General features: G+C 46.5%; 17 protein-coding genes. 10 read left to right on the top strand and 7 right to left on the bottom strand.

Annotated elements, in window-relative coordinates:
• The first annotated feature begins 135 nt into the window (after window positions 1-135).
• Complete coding sequence (locus tag MEALZ_RS02625; protein ID WP_014147041.1) at window positions 136-1,617, top strand: lipopolysaccharide biosynthesis protein; 1,482 nt, start codon at window positions 136-138, stop codon at window positions 1,615-1,617.
• A gap of 991 nt (window positions 1,618-2,608) precedes the next feature.
• On the opposite strand, the gene MEALZ_RS02620 is transcribed toward MEALZ_RS02625, so the two are convergent.
• Window positions 2,609-3,532, bottom strand: coding sequence for a malate dehydrogenase (locus MEALZ_RS02620; RefSeq protein WP_014147040.1), 924 nt, complete (start codon window positions 3,530-3,532; stop codon window positions 2,609-2,611).
• Between the two features lie 172 nt (window positions 3,533-3,704).
• On the opposite strand from MEALZ_RS02620, the gene MEALZ_RS02615 reads away from it, so the two are divergent.
• The 3 genes from MEALZ_RS02615 to MEALZ_RS02605 all read left to right on the top strand — a co-directional run bounded on the left by MEALZ_RS02615 (window position 3,705) and on the right by MEALZ_RS02605 (window position 6,677).
• Window positions 3,705-4,988 (top strand): GumC domain-containing protein, encoded by a 1,284-nt coding sequence (locus MEALZ_RS02615; RefSeq protein WP_014147039.1) that lies wholly within the window; start codon window positions 3,705-3,707, stop codon window positions 4,986-4,988.
• A complete protein-coding gene (locus MEALZ_RS02610; RefSeq protein WP_014147038.1) occupies window positions 4,975-6,342 on the top strand; it encodes a coiled-coil domain-containing protein in 1,368 nt (455 codons plus the stop codon). The genes MEALZ_RS02615 and MEALZ_RS02610 overlap by 14 nt, the downstream gene beginning before the upstream one ends.
• 74 nt (window positions 6,343-6,416) lie before the next feature.
• A complete protein-coding gene (locus tag MEALZ_RS02605) occupies window positions 6,417-6,677 on the top strand; it encodes a hypothetical protein (RefSeq protein ID WP_014147037.1) in 261 nt (86 codons plus the stop codon).
• Between the two features lie 70 nt (window positions 6,678-6,747).
• Here the strand turns inward: MEALZ_RS02605 and ald are convergent, their stop codons facing one another.
• The gene (gene ald / locus MEALZ_RS02600) at window positions 6,748-7,854 is read right to left on the bottom strand and encodes an alanine dehydrogenase (RefSeq protein ID WP_014147036.1); all 1,107 of its coding nucleotides are present in this window, start codon (window positions 7,852-7,854) and stop codon (window positions 6,748-6,750) included.
• A gap of 303 nt (window positions 7,855-8,157) precedes the next feature.
• Here ald and MEALZ_RS02595 point away from each other — a divergent pair, with 303 nt between their 5' ends.
• The 3 genes from MEALZ_RS02595 (at window position 8,158) to MEALZ_RS02585 (ending at window position 10,190) form a co-directional block, all read left to right on the top strand.
• A complete protein-coding gene (locus MEALZ_RS02595; RefSeq protein WP_014147034.1) occupies window positions 8,158-9,129 on the top strand; it encodes a calcium/sodium antiporter in 972 nt (323 codons plus the stop codon).
• 23 nt (window positions 9,130-9,152) lie between these two features.
• Complete coding sequence (locus MEALZ_RS02590) at window positions 9,153-9,692, top strand: DUF2058 domain-containing protein (RefSeq protein WP_014147033.1); 540 nt, start codon at window positions 9,153-9,155, stop codon at window positions 9,690-9,692.
• Between the two features lie 90 nt (window positions 9,693-9,782).
• The gene (locus MEALZ_RS02585; protein WP_014147032.1) at window positions 9,783-10,190 is read left to right on the top strand and encodes a cupin domain-containing protein; all 408 of its coding nucleotides are present in this window, start codon (window positions 9,783-9,785) and stop codon (window positions 10,188-10,190) included.
• A gap of 652 nt (window positions 10,191-10,842) precedes the next feature.
• Here the strand turns inward: MEALZ_RS02585 and MEALZ_RS02580 are convergent.
• From MEALZ_RS02580 to metH, 3 genes are read right to left on the bottom strand one after another with little or no spacing between them, the layout of a single operon-like run.
• Window positions 10,843-11,097, bottom strand: coding sequence for a glutaredoxin family protein (locus tag MEALZ_RS02580; RefSeq protein WP_014147031.1), 255 nt, complete (start codon window positions 11,095-11,097; stop codon window positions 10,843-10,845).
• Complete coding sequence (locus tag MEALZ_RS02575) at window positions 11,090-11,587, bottom strand: TIGR00645 family protein (protein ID WP_014147030.1); 498 nt, start codon at window positions 11,585-11,587, stop codon at window positions 11,090-11,092. The genes MEALZ_RS02580 and MEALZ_RS02575 overlap by 8 nt, the downstream gene beginning before the upstream one ends.
• Before the next feature lie 10 nt (window positions 11,588-11,597).
• Entirely contained in the window at window positions 11,598-15,269 is a 3,672-nt protein-coding gene (metH, locus tag MEALZ_RS02570; protein ID WP_014147029.1) for a methionine synthase, read from the bottom strand.
• 106 nt (window positions 15,270-15,375) lie between these two features.
• Between metH and MEALZ_RS02565 the strand changes: the two genes are divergently transcribed.
• Complete coding sequence (locus MEALZ_RS02565; protein ID WP_014147028.1) at window positions 15,376-15,564, top strand: DUF2970 domain-containing protein; 189 nt, start codon at window positions 15,376-15,378, stop codon at window positions 15,562-15,564.
• Window positions 15,565-15,617: 53 nt separating this feature from the next.
• Here MEALZ_RS02565 and MEALZ_RS02560 read toward each other — a convergent pair whose 3' ends face one another.
• Together MEALZ_RS02560 and MEALZ_RS02555 are read right to left on the bottom strand one after the other, a co-directional pair.
• Window positions 15,618-16,043, bottom strand: coding sequence for a hypothetical protein (locus tag MEALZ_RS02560; protein ID WP_014147027.1), 426 nt, complete (start codon window positions 16,041-16,043; stop codon window positions 15,618-15,620).
• A 23-nt stretch (window positions 16,044-16,066) separates the two neighbouring features.
• Window positions 16,067-16,456, bottom strand: a complete 390-nt coding sequence (locus MEALZ_RS02555) for a hypothetical protein (protein WP_014147026.1) — start codon at window positions 16,454-16,456, stop codon at window positions 16,067-16,069.
• A gap of 210 nt (window positions 16,457-16,666) precedes the next feature.
• On the opposite strand from MEALZ_RS02555, the gene MEALZ_RS23685 reads away from it, so the two are divergent.
• Together MEALZ_RS23685 and MEALZ_RS02550 are read left to right on the top strand one after the other, a co-directional pair.
• A complete protein-coding gene (locus tag MEALZ_RS23685; protein ID WP_014147025.1) occupies window positions 16,667-16,798 on the top strand; it encodes a hypothetical protein in 132 nt (43 codons plus the stop codon).
• Window positions 16,799-16,944: 146 nt separating this feature from the next.
• Window positions 16,945-18,894, top strand: coding sequence for a DCC1-like thiol-disulfide oxidoreductase family protein (locus MEALZ_RS02550; RefSeq protein ID WP_014147024.1), 1,950 nt, complete (start codon window positions 16,945-16,947; stop codon window positions 18,892-18,894).
• Window positions 18,895-20,034 lie beyond the last annotated feature (1,140 nt).

Raw genomic sequence — 20,034 nt, 5'->3', positions numbered from 1 at the left:
ACAGACTTAGGCGCCGGGGTATTCGGCAAAGGCTTTGCCTACATGGACATTTGCACCATGCCCTTTAACGGACACCCCGACGCCGAATTTTGATCTACGATAGCTATAGCTACTCTGTTAACCGGACTCTTTGTCTTGAACCCTTTACGTCAACTCGTTTCACAGACCGCAATTTACGGCCTTAGCAGCATCTTCGGCCGTTTTCTTAATTATCTTTTGGTCCCGCTCTACACCTACACATTCAATACCGGCGAATACGGCGTGGTCTCGGAATTTTATGCATACGCCGGTTTTTTCGCGGTACTTCTGATCGGCGGCCTTGAAACCGGCTATTTTCGATTTCGCAATAAACAGAATTTTTCGAACGAGACAGTCTATGCCGGCGCGCAAAGCTTTCTAGTTTTGGTTAATCTGACTTTTCTCGGGTTCATCGTATTTTTCAACGAAACTTTGGCGGAGCATCTGCATTACGGCGAACATCCTGAATATATTCTTTGGTTTGCATCGATTCTAGTTCTGGACGCGATAACGGCGCTGCCGTTCGCGCGGTTACGCGCGGAAAACCGGGCATGGCGTTTTGCCGGCATCAAATTGACCGAGATTTTTTTGACCATCGGTCTCAATCTGTTTTTTCTGGTTGCTTGTCCTAAAATCGCTGCGACCTGGCCGGATTCGGCGATTCGCTTTATTTACGACCCGGCGATCGGTGTCGGATATATTTTCCTAGCCAACCTGCTGGCCAGTTGTTTTAAATTCCTGTTACTGATTCCGCAACTGCGCGGCATACGCCTGCAGCTAAGCCCGACAATACTCAAACCGATGTTGATCTATTCATTGCCTATGGTCATCATCGGATTCGCCGGCATGGTCAACGAAATGCTCGACCGGGCAATATTGAAATATATGCTGCCCTATGATTTGGATACCAATTTGCAAATGCTCGGTATCTATGGCGCCTGTTATAAATTATCGATTCTGATGAGCCTGTTCGTGCAAGCTTTCCGCTATGCCGGCGAACCGTTTTTCTTTAGCATAGCCGGACGTGAGGATGCACAAAAGTCTTATGCATTGATCATGAATTATTTTGTAATCTTCGGCGTGTTTATTTTTCTAGTCGTGACGCTATTCATCGATTTCTTTCAATATTTTATCGGCTCGGATTTCCGCGAAGGACTCGACATTGTACCGGTCTTATTGATCGCGAATCTTCTGCTCGGCATCTATGTCAATCTGTCGATCTGGTACAAATTGACCGACCGCACCGGCATGGGCGCTTGGGTTTCGTTGGCGGGCGCCGGATTGACCGCTTGGCTGAATGTCTGGTGGATTCCGATTTGGGGCTATCACGGTTCGGCCTGGGCGACGCTGGCGTGTTATCTATTCATGGCCGTCATCTCTTGGCTACTCGGGCGCCGCTATTATCCGGTCCCTTATAGGCTAGGCAAGATCATAGGCTATATCACCTTCGGTTTAATTTTATATGTTGCCCATCATTTCGCGACAGAAGTCTATCTTATCAACACCTGGCTCAGCGCTTCGGCAAGCCTTGCAGCTTATCTAGTTACCGCAACGTGGTTCGATATTCGGCCGCTGCTGCGCCACAAACACGATATTTGAGATACCTTTACCGTGGTACGCACAGCGCACCCTAATGCTTTAACATCGCGAAGCTAGAGCTCTCATCGTTATACATAAGCCAAAAATTACCCTTTTACAACCTTAGCCAATGAGGCCTCGATACCAGTTATTGTCACTTAACACTCTCGGCCTCGAAATCGCGATCAGGGGATCGCTCCCAGTGCGCCCAGGAGGGCACAAAATCAGCAGGGTGTAAGTCCCTGTCGGCGTAAGCCATAACGTCGTAGCTGAAAGTAACTGCGTCACCGCGAGGTGGGGTGGAGAGCAACTGGAGGCAAAAGAGCAGTCCGCAGTAAAGCGAATCCGATTCGGCAGGGTAAGGCGGCGAGTCCCCTGGGAGTCGACGAAGCCTGAAAACCATCATTTACGTTGTTGTGGCAGATAAAACGATAAATGGGCCTACCTTGTGGTTGGGAGTGGAATGTTCAGAAGGTATTGTGAAGAAACTGGGGAGACCTGTTACGGAGGTGACCGTGGCAGGAGTCAGAACCCTTATATTACCGTAAGTCGAGGAAGCTCAAGGCAAGGCGAGGATAGTGTGGCACCGCTGGGAAACCAGGCGGAAACAGAGAAAACAAACACGAGCCTAAACCGAGAGGGGAAAAGATGGTAAAAGCCGGCTAGCAAAACCGGCCATAGGAAAGAAGGGTAGGAAGGTGGAAACGAGGTAGCGTTCGGTGTCACGGCCATTAAGCCAACCTCAGGTAAAAGGCTTAAAGAGGCTCAGCCGTTGAAGGGAGCCGAAGGTAACGAATCAAACCGAGTTTGCGGGCTGACGTGGTAACGCGGAGTAATGGGGTTCACCAATTAATAACACCATTGCTCACCAGCTTGTCCCGATGAGGAAACCACCGACTGGAGAGCCGTGTGCGGGAGAACCGCATGCACGGTTCGGAGGGAGGGGAGAGAAATCTTCCCTACCCCTATCAAGCCCCCCCCCTTTCCCCTTTCCCCTTTCACCTTTCACCTTTCACCTTTCACCTACTCCAAACAATAAACTATCGATATTAGCTCGAACAATTTTGGCCGTATGCACCAGAGCTTCGCGCTCCAGACTGTTCAGGTCGGGCTGTAAATATCGGATAATACCGGAACGACCCAGTACGACCGGAATGCTGAAGCAATTGTCTTTGATTCCCTGCCAATCATCGAAGCAAGTACTGAGCGGCATCGTTCGGTGTTCGTCGTGAACGATGGTTCTAATGACTTCGCAAGCGGCTGAAGCAATCGCGAAATTGGTATAGCCTTTCAATCGATAAACCTCGAAACCGGCCTTGTTGACCTCTTCAAAAATCTCTCTATGCCTTGGACTATCGGTTATCGGTTCGCCGCCGGCCGAAGCATGGCTAAATACCGGAAACTGATTCGGTCCGTGTTCGCCAAGAATATAGGCTCTTAAATCATCGGGATGAATCTGTTCGGCCTTGGATAATAGGGTTCTGAAACGTGCCGAATCGACGAGCGTGCCGATGCCGACGATTCTTGAAGGGGGCAACTCCGAAACCCGCGTAGCCCAACAAGTCATCACATCGACCGGGTTCGTGATGATAATAAAAACAGCTTCAGGATTATTTTCGGCCAGCATTGGAATCAACGACTTGAACAACTCGACATTGGCTTGTCCTAATTCCATACGAGAAGTCATACCTTTTGTCATCGGCTCCGAAGCGGTGATCGCGACGATATCGCAGCCCACCGCCTCTTCAAGCGAGCCGCCCTCGATTTGCATCGGCCGTTCGCAAAAAGCCAGGGTATGCTGTAAATCCAAGGCATTGCCCAAAGCTTTGGTCGCATCGCGATTGACTAACAACAAATGATTACCCAAGCCCTTCAACACCAATGCGTAGGCTAACGAAGAACCGACATGGCCGGCTCCGATTATGGCTATTTTCATGATTGATACTCACTATGATAAAACGCTCCCGCAACTGACGGGATAAAGACAACCGATTGATTTATTTTCAATAGAAACTATTTAAATTCAATGTGATACTATTAGCAGAATTTTTTTGATCCTGCTAATTTCCGTAATAACGCATACTCGAACAACAACATAAAGTCAGACGATGGACAACCGAATAATAATAAAAATGAAAAGCGGCGGCCTAGGACGTCTCATCAACATCATACAAACCCTATTCGTGAGTCTGATGCGAATATGGACCATTCCCATCGTTCTCGCGCTCAGTTTGGCTTCCGGGTTTACGACATATTACGGCATGTCGCATTTCATCACACCCTGGATCGCGCTGATCATCACGGTCGCGATTCAATCGATCATCGTGATTTGCTCATTCGAGATCGCCGGGATTCACTGGCGCGCCAATCGATTGCGTTATTTCAGCGTGCTTGCCTCGCTATTGATTGCATTGGGTGCATCGGTGTCGTTTTCTTATTTCAAATTTTATGAAATCTCCGAACAAGACACGATTCATATCCAACGCATCAACAAAGTCCGCAATAAAGTCGAGGATTATTTAAGCCAAATCATCGCCATTAAAGGAGAGTTGTTGGCGAAAGAGCGGCTAGAAATAGAGGAACTGAACCAACAAGTCACTCAAGCTTATTTCGGCACGCATCCTGAAATTCCCCCATCATTAAGAAACCAAATCGGCGAAGGCCGAGTCTGGCGGCACTATAACGATCTTTATCAAAACAAAAAATCCGAATTGGCGGGACTCGAAGAACAGCTTGCGCGACTCGACGCCCAAATCGGCGCACTACAAGCCAATTTAAATCAACTTGACCAAGATTCCGAGGCTATTCGAGAAATATATCAACAGATATCGAGCGGATTGCAGGCCGTTCAATTGCAATTCAATCGGCAAGTCGCCAAATTCAACACCAATTTACCCGCGGCACCGGTATTGATGCCTTATTCGCAATATATTCAAGGCATCAAACCGTCATTTGCAATGTGGACAGGCTTCTCGACCTTTGCTTTAGTTTGTGCCGGCATGGTCGATTTTTTTACCGTACTGCTCTCCTACCGCCTAGAGTTCACGGCCCCCGGCCCCTTAACCGAGCAAGAAGAAGAGTTGGTTTTCGAATGCCTTAGGCAATTCACGCAATTCCGCATCAACGAAAACGATGCCTTGGAAATGATTATCGAAAAAACTGAAATCGAAAAAGCCAAACGCTATATCGACTGGCCGCGAATGTTTGCGGTCGGCCTATTGCTCAGCCGGGGCTTTTTGCGTAAAGTCGACGACCGTACCGTGGAATTCGCGCCGACGCTCTATCCGTTGATTGCCGAAAAGCTAGGCGATAAACTGCAACAAATTAAGGATCAATCCGGACGCGCAGAACCTGCAACGATGAATACCGAACCCGTCCATGAACAGCACTAAATCGCCTCTAGACCTCTGGCTAGCCGATATCGCCAGCGAAGCTAACGACCAAGATGAAACTTGGGACCCGGGCTTCGACGGCAGTCGACGCTTAGTCGTTGCAAAACTAGGCCCTTACCGGAAGGCCTTTCCCCGCCCCCAAGCATTTACCCCGCGTTTTTACCATCGTGTTTATCAACTCCCGGTCGAAGACTGGTCACTGACCTGTCGCGCCGAACTTTACGGCGGTTTTTGCTCACTCGAGATCAATCTGACGATACATTTTCAGGCCTCGATTCACTATGCAATGACACATCTTGAGACCTTGCCCGAGATCAACCCATATATCAAAAAAGCTTATGAGAGCCTGGTTCGCGATGTCATCGACCAGGAAATTAAAAAACTCGACGATGGCGAATGGATAGAATCCGGTTTGGCGCCGATTGAAAAGCGCATTCAAACACAAATCAACGAAACACTGATTACTCAACATATTCAGTGCCGTGCGTTATGCTCGATACAACCCTCTTTTGCCGATGTCGCTCAATCGCAAAATCTGAACAATAGCTTTGCTCGAGAAGATATTTATTTAAAAATTCAAAAGAAAAACTTCGAATTCAAGGAACGTCAAAACCGGGAAAGTCTGCGCCAACAAGAAGAACAAGAACGCCTATTAATCGAAAAACGAAACCGGGAAACGGAATTGAAAATCAAGGAACAAGCGCTTGAGTCCGAATCCAATTTACGCTTGTTAGAGGAGCAAGAGCGACAAATAACCGAGCAATTCAGCCTGGAAGAGCGTCTGTACATGGAACGGGTTCGGCATCAAGCCCGTCTGCAAGAGCTCGAGCAGGAAACGCAACGAGAACTGCAACGCCAACAATTGGCCAAGCAACTTGAAACCGAGCAACGACTCCAAGAAGAAAAATTGAAACATCAACAGTTACTTAAAGAAAAGGAGCTCGCAGTCGAACTCAAACAGTTCGAAGAACAACAGGTTCAATGGAACGCCGCGAAAGAGCGTATGCAACAAGAAAAGCTCAAACAGGAACAGCGCTTAAAGCAAATCGAATCCGAAGCGGAACGGGCTCTGGCCACTCAGAAACAATCAGAAGCGCAGAAATTGCAGGAAAAGCTGCATGCGGAAAGGCTGCAACACGAAAGCCGGTTGAAGGAGATGGAACTGGCGATGCAGATCGAGGAGCAGAAAAAACGTTATGAAGCCACTCAGGAAACTTCCGAATATTTACGCAGGGATATCGAACTACTGGTACTCGAGAAGCGGCGCAACGAAATGATACAGGCCGCGAGAAAAGCCAAGCAGTCCACCGATCAAGCGACTCGCGAACTGCCGTTGAATTCGGATCCCGAATAAAGCAACGTAAAAAACCAAACAGGTATAGATGAGCAAAAATAATTCATCTTTGATAACCGAAGAGGAAGGCTGCCATGTCATTATCCGAAAAGACCGCAAAAATCATAATTGCGCTGAAACACAACTTAGTTGCTACCTTCGTCGGGCTATTATTCAGCATAGCCATTATCAAATTAATCGGTGCTTACCTGAGTTCCAATATCGACGACGGCAAATGGGAACAATTTAAAGTCGATCACGATTGCCAGCCATTTATCAACGACAGTGGAAATCAACGCTTGAGTTGGCAATGCGATGACGGCAAAATTTATTACCGTTGGCGGCAGCAGCGTTAACCCCTGGAAAAACTTCTCCTTAAAGGGCTATCAAAAAAACCGTCTATCGAACCCCAAACCATTACCCTCACTAATCAACCCAAGCCCGATAATACTCTAATCTGTCAAGTGCCGCTGCTGCAGCATGATTGGTCAACTGTCCGTGATAAGTCATTACTGCTTTCTTTAATCCACTATCAAGATGCTCAAACCCTTCTTTATCTGTTTCGGCCAGCTTTAGAACAAAAGGCAAAGTCGCTTCATTGAGCGCCAGTGTCGACGTTCGAGGGTAGGCGCCGGGCATGTTGCTGACGCAATAGTGAATCACGCCATGCGTCGTGTAAACGGGTTCGGTATGCGATGTCGGCCGCGAAGTTTCGATGCAACCGCCTTGATCGATACTGACGTCGACAACGACCGAACCGGGCATCATCGTCGCAATCATTTGTTCGGTGATGACTTTAGGCGCTTTGTCTCCACGGCACAACACGGCCCCAATAATAAGGTCCGCCTCGGTAACAATGCAGCTTATATTTTCCGGCATCGATAATACGAAATTGACTTCCGGCAACTCGTTTCTTCTCAACCAATCCATGTGCGATTTGTCGATACCGGCGACATAAACCTCGGCTCCCAGTGCCGATGCCACGCGAGCGGCATGCATGCCAACCACCCCATCGCCGACAACCAACACATGACCATGCCTGTTCTTGCCAATGCGGCCTAATTGAACGCCTTTGCCGCCATTGAACTCAGCCAGATAATACGCACCCATCAAGACCGCGACATTACCGGCTATCGCACTCATCGGCACTAGAATCGGCAACCGGCCTTGCTCATCTTCAACCAGTTCGTAGGCAATCGCGGTGGTGCCATTAGTCAGCAAGGCATCGGTCAAAGCCGGATCGACACCGGCCAAATGCAAAAAAGTAAAGATCTTTTGTTGCTTCAAATACTGATACTCGGCAGGCAACGGCTCCTTGACCTTAACCACTAGGTCCGTCTTCCAGGCCTCCGATGCAGAAACCAAATTAACACCAAGCTGTTTGTACTGATCATCGGCAAATCCCGAGTCTAAACCGGCAGCGGTTTCAACTAATACTTCGTGACCTCGCTCGACCAATATTCCGGCGGCCGCCGGAGTCAGACCCACCCTTCCTTCTTGATCCTTAATTTCTTTCGGAATACCTATTCTCATTGCGCCCCCTTGATTTAGTGGCAAGCTATCATCCGAATTGGAATATAATTCGGTTATACCTTTCGCACTTCAAATTTCGGCAGTGCCTAAGGAGGCACCGGGGTGTATGGCCCCTCACCTAACGCTAGGTGAGGGGCTGGGTTCACGGCGTCCTTTGACGGACCCCAGGTGCCGAATTTTGATCTACGATGGGTATATAAAACCGGTACAACAATAGCTCTTTCAAAGCTCGATTGTAATCGATTTCCTTTTCCCTTCCATATACAGAATCATAAAACTCTGTATTTCTTTTTTGGAGTCTCCATGGCGTTATCCGTTGTTCTAATCATTGTCGGTTTAGCATTGTTAGTTTGGAGCGCCGATCGCTTTGTCGAGGGCGCGGCCGCTGTTGCGAACTTTGCCGGTATGTCGCCGCTATTGATCGGCATGGTCATCGTCGGCTTCGGCACCTCGGCCCCGGAAATGGCGGTGTCTGCCATATCGGCATGGCATGGCAATCCGAATATTGCATTAGGCAACGGCTACGGTTCAAACATCACCAATATCGCATTAATCCTCGGCATCACCGCGATCATCAGCCCGATTGCCGTTCACTCTCAAGTGCTTCGAAAAGAACTCCCCATCCTTAGCGCAGTTACGCTATTCGCCGCTTGGCAAATTTATGACAACGAATTTACTCAATTGGACGCCTGGCTTTTATTAGCGGTATTTGGCATGATTATGGGCTGGACAATAATCCAAGGCCTGCATAAAGACTCCGATAGTTTCGAAAAAGAAATGGAATCCGAATTACAAGCCAACGCAATGACGCTTGGACGAGCGTTATTTTGGATTGCCGTAGGCTTAGTGTTATTGATCGTCAGCTCACAGATGCTGGTCTCAGGCGCAATCACGATTGCGCAAAGCCTAGGCGTCAGCGACTTGATTATTGGCCTAACCATCGTTGCAATCGGCACATCCCTGCCGGAACTGGCATCATCAGTCATCGCCGCCAAGAAGGGCGAGCACGATATTGCCTTGGGAAATATTATCGGGTCCAATCTGTTTAATACGACTGCGGTTGTCGGGATCGCAGGAGCCATACACCCCATGACGATCCCTGAAGATATTTTGATCAGAGATTGGCCGGTCATGGCCGCACTAACGGCTTCTCTTTTCGTCCTGGGTTACTCCTACAATGGCGGAGGGAAAATCAACCGCATCGAAGGCGGGTTATTATTATCGGCCTATCTCGGTTACACCGGTTATCTGATCTTTTCGGTCACCACTATTTAAACTTATTCCGTCACGAAAAAACCATGAGTCAAAAAAAATTAAGCCTACAGGAACAACTGCTTAAATCGGGCCTTGCCAGCGACACCAAGGCTAAACAAATCCGAGCCGAAAAACGCAAACAACCCAAAAAAAATGCCCATGCCGCTACGGAACAAACTCGACTTGAGATACAAAAAGCTAAAACGGAACAACAAGAAAAAGACCGCCTGCTTAATCAACTAAAAAAAGAAGAAACGGAACGTAAACAACTAGCTGCACAGATCAAACAATTGGTTGAACAGCATAAGTTTGCGCAAAGCAATGACGGTGCAAGATACAATTTTAACGATAACGGTAAAGTTAAATCGGTATATGTTTCGGAGTTCGTACGCAATCAAATCGTCAATGGCCGTGCGGCAATCGTCATTTGCGAAAAACAATATCAAATCGTACCACTCGAAATTGCCCAAAAAATCGAACAACGCTTACCCGGCACTATCACTTTAATCAACGAGCCCCCTAAACAACCCGAAGCTGACGACCCCTATGCCGATTATCAAATACCGGACGATTTGATTTGGTAATTTCTTATTGAAATAGCAAGATTCGATGCAACAAAATCACTAACTAACGCTCAAACAATCTCATAATAAATTAATACGGGAGAAAGCAAGATGAACAATAATTGTTATTTAAAATACGCAGGCATGTTCGGGTTACCGTTAGCCATGCTAACGCTGGGCATTTCAACGGCAACAGCGCAAACTCAAGGCAAATTCGACAGAAAGCTATTATTAGAACAACAGATCGAATTACCTTCGAATAGCGTCCATGCCAAGACAATCAAAGTCACCATTCCGGCAGGATTCAAAACACCGGACCATACCCACGACGGCCCTGGCCCTCGCTATGTCGTCAAAGGCAAGTTGAAAGTCATTGAAGGCGATAAAACGGGAGTCTATTCGGCCGGAGACGTATTCTGGGAGTCCGGCGATGTCATGTCGGTCGAAAATGTCGGCAAAGGCACCGCCGAATTAATTATTTTCGAACTCGCGCAACCGAAACAGCCCGAGAAAAAATAACCAGCTTCCTCGGTTCGACCTGCCAAACCGGGAGCCAATCGACTCACCCGGTTTGGTCATTAGGAAACAGCCATCAGCTGTAAAAAGCATTTTTTATCCACGAAAATCACGAAAATATTTGATTAGTTAAACCTTTCAAGCTGATCAACCAATGGACTCAAAAAACTTATGCAACCTGAGTTCGGTTTAAGACGCAAGCCATTATCAGTCGCCCTTAGCTGGACGGGGTTTGTAACCCATGCGCATCAAGCTTAAAACGGCCAACCCGCATCACGCTCTTTCCCAAACTCCAGCTTGTGAAAGACACCCCGGAAACTAGAGCTTCCTGAACAGACTACCCGATCTGGCGCTTGGGTAGCCGCATATTTTAGCCTTTTTGACCTCGATGCCATTTAATGTAACTTAGCATTCTTGGCCTCGAAATCGCGATCTAGGGATCGCTCCCACAGTGCATCCGCCATCCTCTGCGGGAACAACACTTTCACCGTCCCTCTCCTAAGGCTAGGCGAGGGAAAGTCACTGATGCTCGTCACCCACGGTTTATTTCGAAGCCCTCGAAGCGCCCTAAATTCAATTCAAGGGCGGGTTAAATAACCCGCCCCGCGTATGGGATCAAGCAATACACGGCTCACCGCTTACTGCTTACCATCATCTACTTTCCGCTAATCATTGCGACAAGCCCCTCTACATCGAGTCGATCGAACGGCCAACAAAGTTCTGAGCCCGACGCCTCGTGCAACAACACCGGGATACGTATCGCGTAACGCTCCTGCCATTGCGTTTGCTCGGCTATATCGATCGACTCAATCTCGATATCGTTATTATCTGCCAGATAGCTATTCAGCATTTCCTCCGCTTGCTCGCACAAATGGCACCCTTGGGTACCGAACAGCATCAACTTAGTCATGATGCTTGCTGATTTTATCGAGAAAACCCATCAACAACGCAGAAATTACGAGAGTTAAATGCACGGCGACATACCATAAAATCTTGTCGTTGTCAGTCCCTTGTATATTCATGAATACTTTCAACAAATGAATCGACGAGATCGCGACAATCGACGAAGCCAGCTTGATTTTTAGAGAACCGTAATCATGCGTTCCAAGCCAACCCAGCTTTTCGGTAGACAAACCGATATCCATTTGCGAAACGAAATTTTCGTAACCGCTGAACATCACGATGATGACTAAACTGCCGACCAGAGTCAGATCGATCAAGGTCAATAACTTCAAGGTCAAATTCGCCTCATCGATCTCAAGAATATGAGGGACAAAATGAATAATCTCCTGAAAAAATTTTACCGATATTGCTAACAAGGCTACGCTCATGCCTAGATACACCGGCGCCAAAATCCAGCGACTCGCATACATGATGCGCTCGATCGCGCGTTCAATCATAGAAAGCTCCTCAGTGATGCAAATGCGCGGACAACCACCGCTCAGCTACTTCCTTCGCGATGCCTTTTCGGCGCGCATAGTCCTCGAGCTGATCGTGATCGATCTTGCCGACATTGAAATACTGCGCCTCCGGATGCGAAAAATACCAGCCGCTGACCGCCGAGGCCGGATACATCGCGTAACTCTCGGTCAACTCGATTCCGGTCGTCGCAGTGACATTAAGCAACTCGAACAATTTGCTCTTTTCGGTATGATCCGGACAAGCCGGATAACCCGGAGCCGGCCTTATGCCTTGATAAGATTCGGAGATCAACTCATCGTTACGGTATTGTTCGTCTTTTGCATATCCCCAAAAATCCTTCCTAACCGCTTCATGCATATACTCGGCGAAGGCTTCTGCCAATCGGTCTGCCAAGGCCTTGAGCATGATCGAACTGTAATCGTCATGGTCTTTTTCGAATTCTTCGAGCTTAGCTTCGATGCCGATGCCGGTCGTTACCGCAAAGCCGCCCAAATAATCGATCTTGCCGCTATCGATAGGCGCGATGAAATCGGACAAACAATAATTCGGCCGCCCCGGCGCCTTGACACTTTGCTGCCGCAAATGATGCAAAATTTCTCGCTTTTCAAGCCGCGAATCGTCTTTATATAAAATGATGTCGTCGCCGTCGCTGTTGGCCGGGTAAAACCCGATAACGGCACGAGCCTGAAGCCATTCTTCGTTGATGATTTTTTTCAACATCACTTGCGCATCGTCGAACAGCTTTCTAGCTTCTTCGCCGACGACTCGGTCTTCGAAAATATTGGGATATTTACCGGCCAACTCCCAAGTATGGAAGAACGGCGTCCAATCGATATACCAAACCAACGTATCGAGAGGAAAGCGATCGATGACTTTGTTGCCTAAAAAGGTGGGCTTGACCGGCTCGAAATCGGTCCAATTGAATTTATTGCGTCTCGCCTGCTCAATGCTATGTTGCTTGGTTTTGGCTTTACGCCCCTGATGCCTTTCCCGAACCTCCTTGTATTCTTCCTTGATTTTTTGGGTAAATGCCTCCTTGGAGTCGTCGCTGACCAAATGACTGGCCACACCGACGCTTCTGGAGGCATCGGCGACATAAACAACCGGACCATGATAGTTAGGCTCGATCTTGACCGCAGTATGGGCTCTTGAGGTCGTTGCGCCGCCGATCATCAGCGGAATGTCGAAGCCTTGTCGTTCCATTTCTTTGGCCATATGTACCATTTCATCGAGAGACGGCGTAATCAAGCCGCTAAGACCGATGATATCGACTTTTTCATCGCGCGCGGTCTGCAAGATTTTTTCGGCCGGCACCATTACCCCCAAGTCGATGACCTGAAAATTATTGCATTGCAGCACTACGCCGACAATATTCTTGCCGATATCGTGCACGTCGCCTTTGACGGTGGCCATCAGTATTTTGCCGTTGGTCTGCATTTCGCCGTCTTGCTCGGCTTCCATGAACGGCATCAAATACGCGACCGCTTTTTTCATGACCCGCGCCGACTTGACGACTTGCGGCAAAAACATTTTGCCGGCCCCGAACAAATCGCCGACCACATTCATGCCGTCCATCAACGCGCCTTCGATCACATGCAACGGCTTTTCGGCTTCTTGCCGGGCCTGCTCGGTATCTTCGTCGATGAAATCGGCGATGCCTTTAACCAGAGCATGCTCGAGTCTTTTGGTAACCGGCCAACTTCGCCATTCGAGCTCTTCAGGTTTGGCTGCCGTACTGCCGTCGCCGCGATATTTTTCGGCCAACTCAAGCAAGCGTTCGGTCGCGTGATCGTTGCGATTGAGCACGACATCCTCAACCGCATCGCGCAATTCCAACGGAATGTCTTCATAGATAGCCAATTGGCCGGCATTGACGATGCCCATATCCATGCCGGCCTTAATCGCATGATACAAAAATACCGCATGTATCGCCTCGCGAACCGGATTGTTCCCTCGGAACGAAAAAGACACGTTCGACACGCCGCCCGAAATCAAGGCATGAGGTAGCGTTCGCTTGATTTCGCGGGTCGCCTCGATAAAATCCATGCCGTAGTTATTGTGCTCATCGATACCGGTTGCAATCGCAAAGATGTTCGGGTCGAAAATAATGTCCTCGGCCGGAAAATTCAATTGCTCGGTCAGAATACGATAGGCACGACTGCAGATTTCGACTTTTCTATCACGCGTATCGGCTTGACCTTGTTCGTCGAAAGCCATCACGATTGCAGCCGCACCATAGCGACGAATCAACTTGGCATGCTGTATAAAGGCTTCCTCGCCTTCTTTCAGCGAGATAGAATTGACGATGCCCTTGCCTTGAATGCACTTCAATCCGGCTTCGATAATATCCCATTTCGACGAGTCAAGCATGATCGGCACCTTGGCGATATCGGGTTCGGCCGCGATCAGGCTGAGAAAGCGCACCATCGCTTCTTTCGACTCCAACATACCTTCATCCATATTGATGTCGATAATTTGTGCGCCGTTTTCGACCTGATCTTTGGCTACTTCCAATGCCGTTTCAAAATCGCCTTCAACAACTAAGCGCTTGAATTTTGCCGAACCGGTCACGTTGGTACGTTCGCCGACATTGACGAACAACGAATCCGACCCAATATTCATCGGCTCAAGGCCTGCCAAGCGGCATTGCTTTTCAATAACGGGAACGACTCTCGGCGGGTATTGTTTGACCGCCTCGACAATCGCTTTGATATGCTCGGGCGACGTACCGCAGCAGCCACCAATGATGTTTAAATAACCGTTCGCCGCCCAATCGGCTAATTCCAAGGCCATGTCTTCCGGAGATTCGTCATATTCGCCGAACTCGTTCGGCAAACCGGCATTCGGATGAGCCGACACATGCGTATCGGCGATCGATGATAATTCCTCGATATGTTGCCTGAGCTCTTTGGCACCTAAGGCACAGTTGAAGCCGAACGAAATCGGCTCGATATGACTGAGCGAGTTCCAAAACGCCGCAACGGTTTGGCCCGACAGCGTTCTGCCCGAAGCATCGGTAATCGTGCCGGAAATCATGACCGGCAATTTATAACCGATCGCCTCGAAATATTGATCGACCGCGAAAATAGCCGCCTTGGCATTGAGCGTATCGAATACCGTTTCGATCAAAATAATATCGACACCGCCGTCGATTAAGCCGCGCATCGCTTCGGTATAAGCATCGACCAAAGTATCGAAATCGATGTTACGAAAACCGGGATCGTTAACATCGGGCGACATCGACGCCGTCCGGTTTGTCGGCCCTAAAATACCGGCAACGAAGCGCGGCTTTTCAGGTGTTTTTTGACTATATTCATCAGCAGCTTGTCTAGCTATCCGCGCCGATTCCAAATTAATCTCATAGGCCAATGATTCCATTTGATAATCGGCCATCGCAATTTGAGTCGCGTTAAAGGTATTCGTCTCGATAATATCGCAACCGACATCGAGATAAGCGCAATGAATCGCTTTAATAATATCCGGCTGAGTCAAAGACAACAGATCATTGTTACCTTTTAGATCGACAGTCCAATCCGAAAAACGCTTGCCCCGATAATCTTTTTCTTCCAATTTGTAGCTTTGAATCATCGTGCCCATAGCGCCATCTAAAAACAAGATACTTTGGGACAATCTTTTTTTAAAGTTTTCTAATTTACTCATGTACTTACATGCTAGAAGTTAAATAAGGGCATAACACCCGGATAAAGCTTGGGCTTGACAAGCTGTCGCGCCACATTATGCTTAACGGATTTTTAGGGAGATGATTATGTCGAAACCGACCATACTCAATGTAATAAAAAGCGTTTTCGCCGCCGCAGTCGGCATACAAAGCGACAAAAATAGACAACGGGATTTCGAACACGGCAACTTATCCACGTACATCATTGTCGGCATTATTTTTACCGTTTTATTTGTCGCTCTTTTGGCATTACTTGTTGCAAAAATTACTGGCTGATTAACAAAAAAGCCCAAGCAGGACTTGGGCTTTTTGCCTGGTAAAACGAGAGATTATTCCGGCTTGAAGCTATTCTTGATCGAGACGAATAACTCTTTCATTCCGCTGAATAAATTAGCAACTGTCAATGCTTCTTTGAGCATAAACTTAGTTCTAATAAATGCAACGGCTAAGACACCCAGAAGCGGCGGCATTAATTCAAACACAATGGACAACAGAGTTCCGGTAAACCCTTGAAATATCCCGTCCTTGGTTTTTCGGTCGCCAATGGAAGCCAAATCCCGCTCATATCCGCCTTCGAAGCCGCCACCTTTAAAGGTCTCAAGTAAATACACATTGAAATAAACCGCCGTAAATTGAACCGCTAAAAAAACGACAGAGCACAAAACCACCCAAAAAAGGGTTTTTTCAACTTTAGCTCGCGAAGCCGACTGGTAGATCCAAACGGCTACCAGAATCATAACAATACCACCAATCATTGCACACCCTCCTGTTTTAGTTATTATTTTTTAGTTAAAAAGAAAAAGAGATAGGTACACTTCAAAATCATATCCGAACCCGATTTTTCGATAACTTTGCAGGATTCGTATTTTTCACGCCCGGGAGTCGATTGCTTTCTAATCATGCCGTCTTCGACAGAATATTTTAATGCCACTTCAAACGTCTTTGTTCGGCCAAACGTATCGATCGATTTAGTGTTCAATACCCCGTCACTTTTAAAGTCCCATTCGATACTCAAGTCTTTTTTCTCTCCTTCCAATTTGGCGGCTTCCGCATAGAGATTCCATTTCCCCAGAATTTCAGACTGATCTTTTAATAAGACTTCCGCATTCACAGCAAAAGCCAATAAAACAGCGGGCCATATTACATGTATTCTCTTTTTTATATTCATCTTCCCACCTTTTTACTTTGATTTTATAAGTCTTTTGGATTATAACACACACCCAGTGCTACTCTAGTTTTTACCTTCTCCTAACGTATCGTGCATCACTTTAAAATATCAACATTAAACTTGACATTAGCCGTGTCTAAAGTATCATTGATGGCTCATTTGCTATGTCTATAGCATTTTCTAAAATATAAAAACACAGGTAGGACACTCATGGGTGCGATCTTAGATTTGACTGAAATGTTAAAAGAACCAGCTGGCATGGTCGGCGCGATTGTCGTTATCGCAGCCGGTTACTTCTTAGTAAAATGGGTTTTTGCTGAGCCTAACGACGAAGACAAATAAACTAACAGCCCCGTTAGTTTAAAAAAGATCACAAGGCCGCCCCTGCTAATTCTGACAAGTTTTAGAGGCGGCCTTTGTTTTTTTTACCCATCCCCCACCTAAATACCCTATAATTTATACATTTATTCAGCATAATGCTTTAGTAAATGTATCATTTTATTTTCACCAAGCTCTACCAACTGCACAATAAACCTGCCCCAGCTACCGGCATCGGCTTATTCCGACTGCTCTACGGCATTGTATTATTTCAAGAAATCTGCTTCTTATTATATTTCCATCATCTAATTTTCGACCCGATTCCATACATTGACGTTGAATACCCGCTCATTCCTTTTTTTCTTTGCCTCTGGGCGGTTGCCGCTTTATTCATAATCGTTGGCTACCAATGCCAAAACGCATTAATTGTAAGCTACCTTTTTTGGATCGTCTTTGTACAATTCACCCCCATGCAACGCGACTTTGACGGCGGATTTGATGCATTCATGACTGGATCAGGTTTTTTTTTACTTTTCATGCCGACCGACAAAGTCTTTGCGCTCGATCAATTAAGGCTAAAACTCAGCACACCCTTTCGCCATTACTCTCAACACCCGAAACCTACTGTTTCAAGCCTGAGCTACCACCTTCCCGTTTTTATTTGCCTAGGCTTTCTTTATTTCGACTCGGCGATTCATAAATTATTTGCCGAACACTGGCGAAACGGCCTAGGAGCCTGGCTTCCCTCCACACAGCCATATTATGTATCCGCGATCAATATGTCCTGGTTTCTTAATCAGGAAATACTACAAAAGACGATTGGCTATATCATTATTGCGTTCCAATTTAGCTTTATATTCTTTTTTTCAAACCGCTACTTACGCCCTATCTACTTATTCATTGGCATTGGCTTACACCTAGGCATAACGATTTCTCTAAATATCTATCCGTTTGGCCTCGGCATGCTCGTTTTTTATTGCCTGCTCGTTCCTTTTTCATGGTGGCGCTGCCTAGCCAAAGCCCTTAGACCCACTCAGCCTTTATTACTGGTCTACTACGACAAAGACTGCCCTTTATGCAATCGCACCGCATTAACCGTCAATCATTTCGATATTTTTAAATGCATTGATTTTAAAGACGCTCAAACTTTTTCGGATAAACAACCCGCACTATCTGCCTTGCCATTGAATACCTTATTGACCGACCTTTATTCGGTCGACGAAAACGGTAAGGTTTATCACGGCATCAATACTTATATCCAGATTCTAATTAAAATGCGCTATCCGTTTTTAATTGGCTGGCTACTACGCACCCCGGGCATTCATCATCTAGCCAAAGCTATTTATCGCAACATAGCCGACAACAGACAGCGCATACCATGCAATCAAGACTGCATTATCCCAAACACAACCCAATTTAAATTACACAGCTTTTACAGCCGTTTTTTTGAGACCGACAACCTTCAATCACGAAGAAACTTAAAAACACTGACCAAAGCCTTCTTAATCATTTGCATATTACAAATCAATAACTCCATCCACTACGGACTACTATACAGGCTTAATGTCGACACACGCAGCAACCCCTTCATGCTTGCCCTGACTCAAGCCAGCAATTCAGTTTTATTACTATCCCATTCATTCATCGGTATAACACCCCACGCCCTTTATTTACACGACCATTTTGAGGGGTATGACTCGCTACTAGCCATCACCTACACCAACGATGACGGAGATGAAGCCTGGTTACCGTTCATCAACCAAGAGGGACGGATACTTGCCCCTCACTGGGGGCGCGTCCACTCAATGTGGGCCAATATCGCCGTCACACCGAATATCGACGCCATCAGACTCAACAAGCTGATGATGAAAATTACTGCATACTGGTCACATAGACTCCAACTAAACCTTGATAACACCTTATTCACTATCAAGATTAAAAAAAATACAGCGCCGCCCTACTGGGTTTATGATTTGCTCAATAAAAACCTCAGCGGAGAATGGTCAAACCTTGGCACAGTTCAGTGGAAACAACAGCAATTTCATAGCAATTTAAACCAAACGTTGCTAGATAATATCTCCGTTCAATCAAGTTATTGGCCCACCTCAACACCCGAATAACGACAAGCCTTTGCCATTGCGACCGAACCATAACTTTTTTCACTTCAAATTTCGGCAGCGCTCAAAAAGGAGCCGGGTTGTTCGATCCCTCACTTAACGCTAGGAGACACTGCCATTAAGTTAAGCCGTTCGTGGTGAGCGTGTCGAACCATGGACGGCTTAACTTATCGATTGTCGGACTTTTTCATTCACCCTTCGACAAGCTCAGGGCGAACGAAAAAGCCCTTAACTTAATGGCAGTGAACGCTAAGCGAGGGACCTACATAGACGCATTCACCCAACACCTAAATTCCATAGCTCAATGACTATGGTTAACTATCTTGAATAATTCATCCAGCACCTAAATAAGCCATGATTTTGAATCATTGCCAAAGACCTATGGAATTTAGGTGCTGGGTTCACGGCGTCCTTTGGCAGCCCCCGGCACCGAATTTAATCAATGAAGAGCATAAGTTGACACCTATGAATTAGCCCCTTCTCTCTGACCAACTCGCTATCGCAACATTGAACTCATCTATTCTTAAGCGCAAGAGCTCCCTTCAAACTGTTGCGTGATTTATAAACTGACCATACCCCTTGATTAATCAACAATCGACACAATTAGCAATATTTTTTATTTTTTTATAACAACAACTTATTAACATACCTGTCTATTTTTTTAAAATCTTCCGCTCCATTTCATTTATAACAGCTACACTCATTTTAATTTAAATGTTGCATAGATTTTTTTACCATGATATAAAAATACCGTGCTAAGCATTTAGTACTGTAATTTTATTAATATAAAAATAAATTCTTTTGGAGGATAGTATGAAAAAAGTTTTATCACTTTTAGCTATGGCATTAATGATTGTTGGCTTAACAGGCTGCTTGGACGATCCCGATAGCTCAAAACAAAAAGTTGAAAATACAACTATTAGATTGTAAGGTCTGAATTTATGAACCCGGCTTATTTTCTAATAAGCCGGGTTCATATTAGCAACCCAATCTACTACTTTTAATCCCTCCGCGTTACTCCCCCTCATTTTTTGCTGAAAATTTATTTTTTTCCAGCCTCTTTGATTATTCATAAATCTTCTTTTTCTAGCTTATATTTTCCGCTCTTCTTTTAGCATTCACCACACTGCCATCTCCTAACCT

It is taken from the genome of Methylotuvimicrobium alcaliphilum 20Z, assembly GCF_000968535.2.
Lineage (GTDB): Bacteria > Pseudomonadota > Gammaproteobacteria > Methylococcales > Methylomonadaceae > Methylotuvimicrobium > Methylotuvimicrobium alcaliphilum.
This window is presented reverse-complemented; position numbering and strand designations above follow the sequence as displayed.

Bases quoted from the DNA above. Each gene is read 5' to 3' on its own strand.
- MEALZ_RS02620 (WP_014147040.1), bottom strand. From the start codon at position 3,532: ATGAAAATAGCCATAATCGGAGCCGGCCATGTCGGTTCTTCGTTAGCC.
- MEALZ_RS02615 (WP_014147039.1), top strand. From the start codon at position 3,705: ATGGACAACCGAATAATAATAAAAATGAAAAGCGGCGGCCTAGGACGT.
- MEALZ_RS02610 (WP_014147038.1), top strand. From the start codon at position 4,975: ATGAACAGCACTAAATCGCCTCTAGACCTCTGGCTAGCCGATATCGCC.
- MEALZ_RS02605 (WP_014147037.1), top strand. From the start codon at position 6,417: ATGTCATTATCCGAAAAGACCGCAAAAATCATAATTGCGCTGAAACAC.
- ald (WP_014147036.1), bottom strand. From the start codon at position 7,854: ATGAGAATAGGTATTCCGAAAGAAATTAAGGATCAAGAAGGAAGGGTG.
- MEALZ_RS02595 (WP_014147034.1), top strand. From the start codon at position 8,158: ATGGCGTTATCCGTTGTTCTAATCATTGTCGGTTTAGCATTGTTAGTT.
- MEALZ_RS02590 (WP_014147033.1), top strand. From the start codon at position 9,153: ATGAGTCAAAAAAAATTAAGCCTACAGGAACAACTGCTTAAATCGGGC.
- MEALZ_RS02585 (WP_014147032.1), top strand. From the start codon at position 9,783: ATGAACAATAATTGTTATTTAAAATACGCAGGCATGTTCGGGTTACCG.
- MEALZ_RS02580 (WP_014147031.1), bottom strand. From the start codon at position 11,097: ATGACTAAGTTGATGCTGTTCGGTACCCAAGGGTGCCATTTGTGCGAG.
- MEALZ_RS02575 (WP_014147030.1), bottom strand. From the start codon at position 11,587: ATGATTGAACGCGCGATCGAGCGCATCATGTATGCGAGTCGCTGGATT.
- metH (WP_014147029.1), bottom strand. From the start codon at position 15,269: ATGAGTAAATTAGAAAACTTTAAAAAAAGATTGTCCCAAAGTATCTTG.
- MEALZ_RS02565 (WP_014147028.1), top strand. From the start codon at position 15,376: ATGTCGAAACCGACCATACTCAATGTAATAAAAAGCGTTTTCGCCGCC.
- MEALZ_RS02560 (WP_014147027.1), bottom strand. From the start codon at position 16,043: ATGATTGGTGGTATTGTTATGATTCTGGTAGCCGTTTGGATCTACCAG.
- MEALZ_RS02555 (WP_014147026.1), bottom strand. From the start codon at position 16,456: ATGAATATAAAAAAGAGAATACATGTAATATGGCCCGCTGTTTTATTG.
- MEALZ_RS23685 (WP_014147025.1), top strand. From the start codon at position 16,667: ATGGGTGCGATCTTAGATTTGACTGAAATGTTAAAAGAACCAGCTGGC.
- MEALZ_RS02550 (WP_014147024.1), top strand. From the start codon at position 16,945: ATGTATCATTTTATTTTCACCAAGCTCTACCAACTGCACAATAAACCT.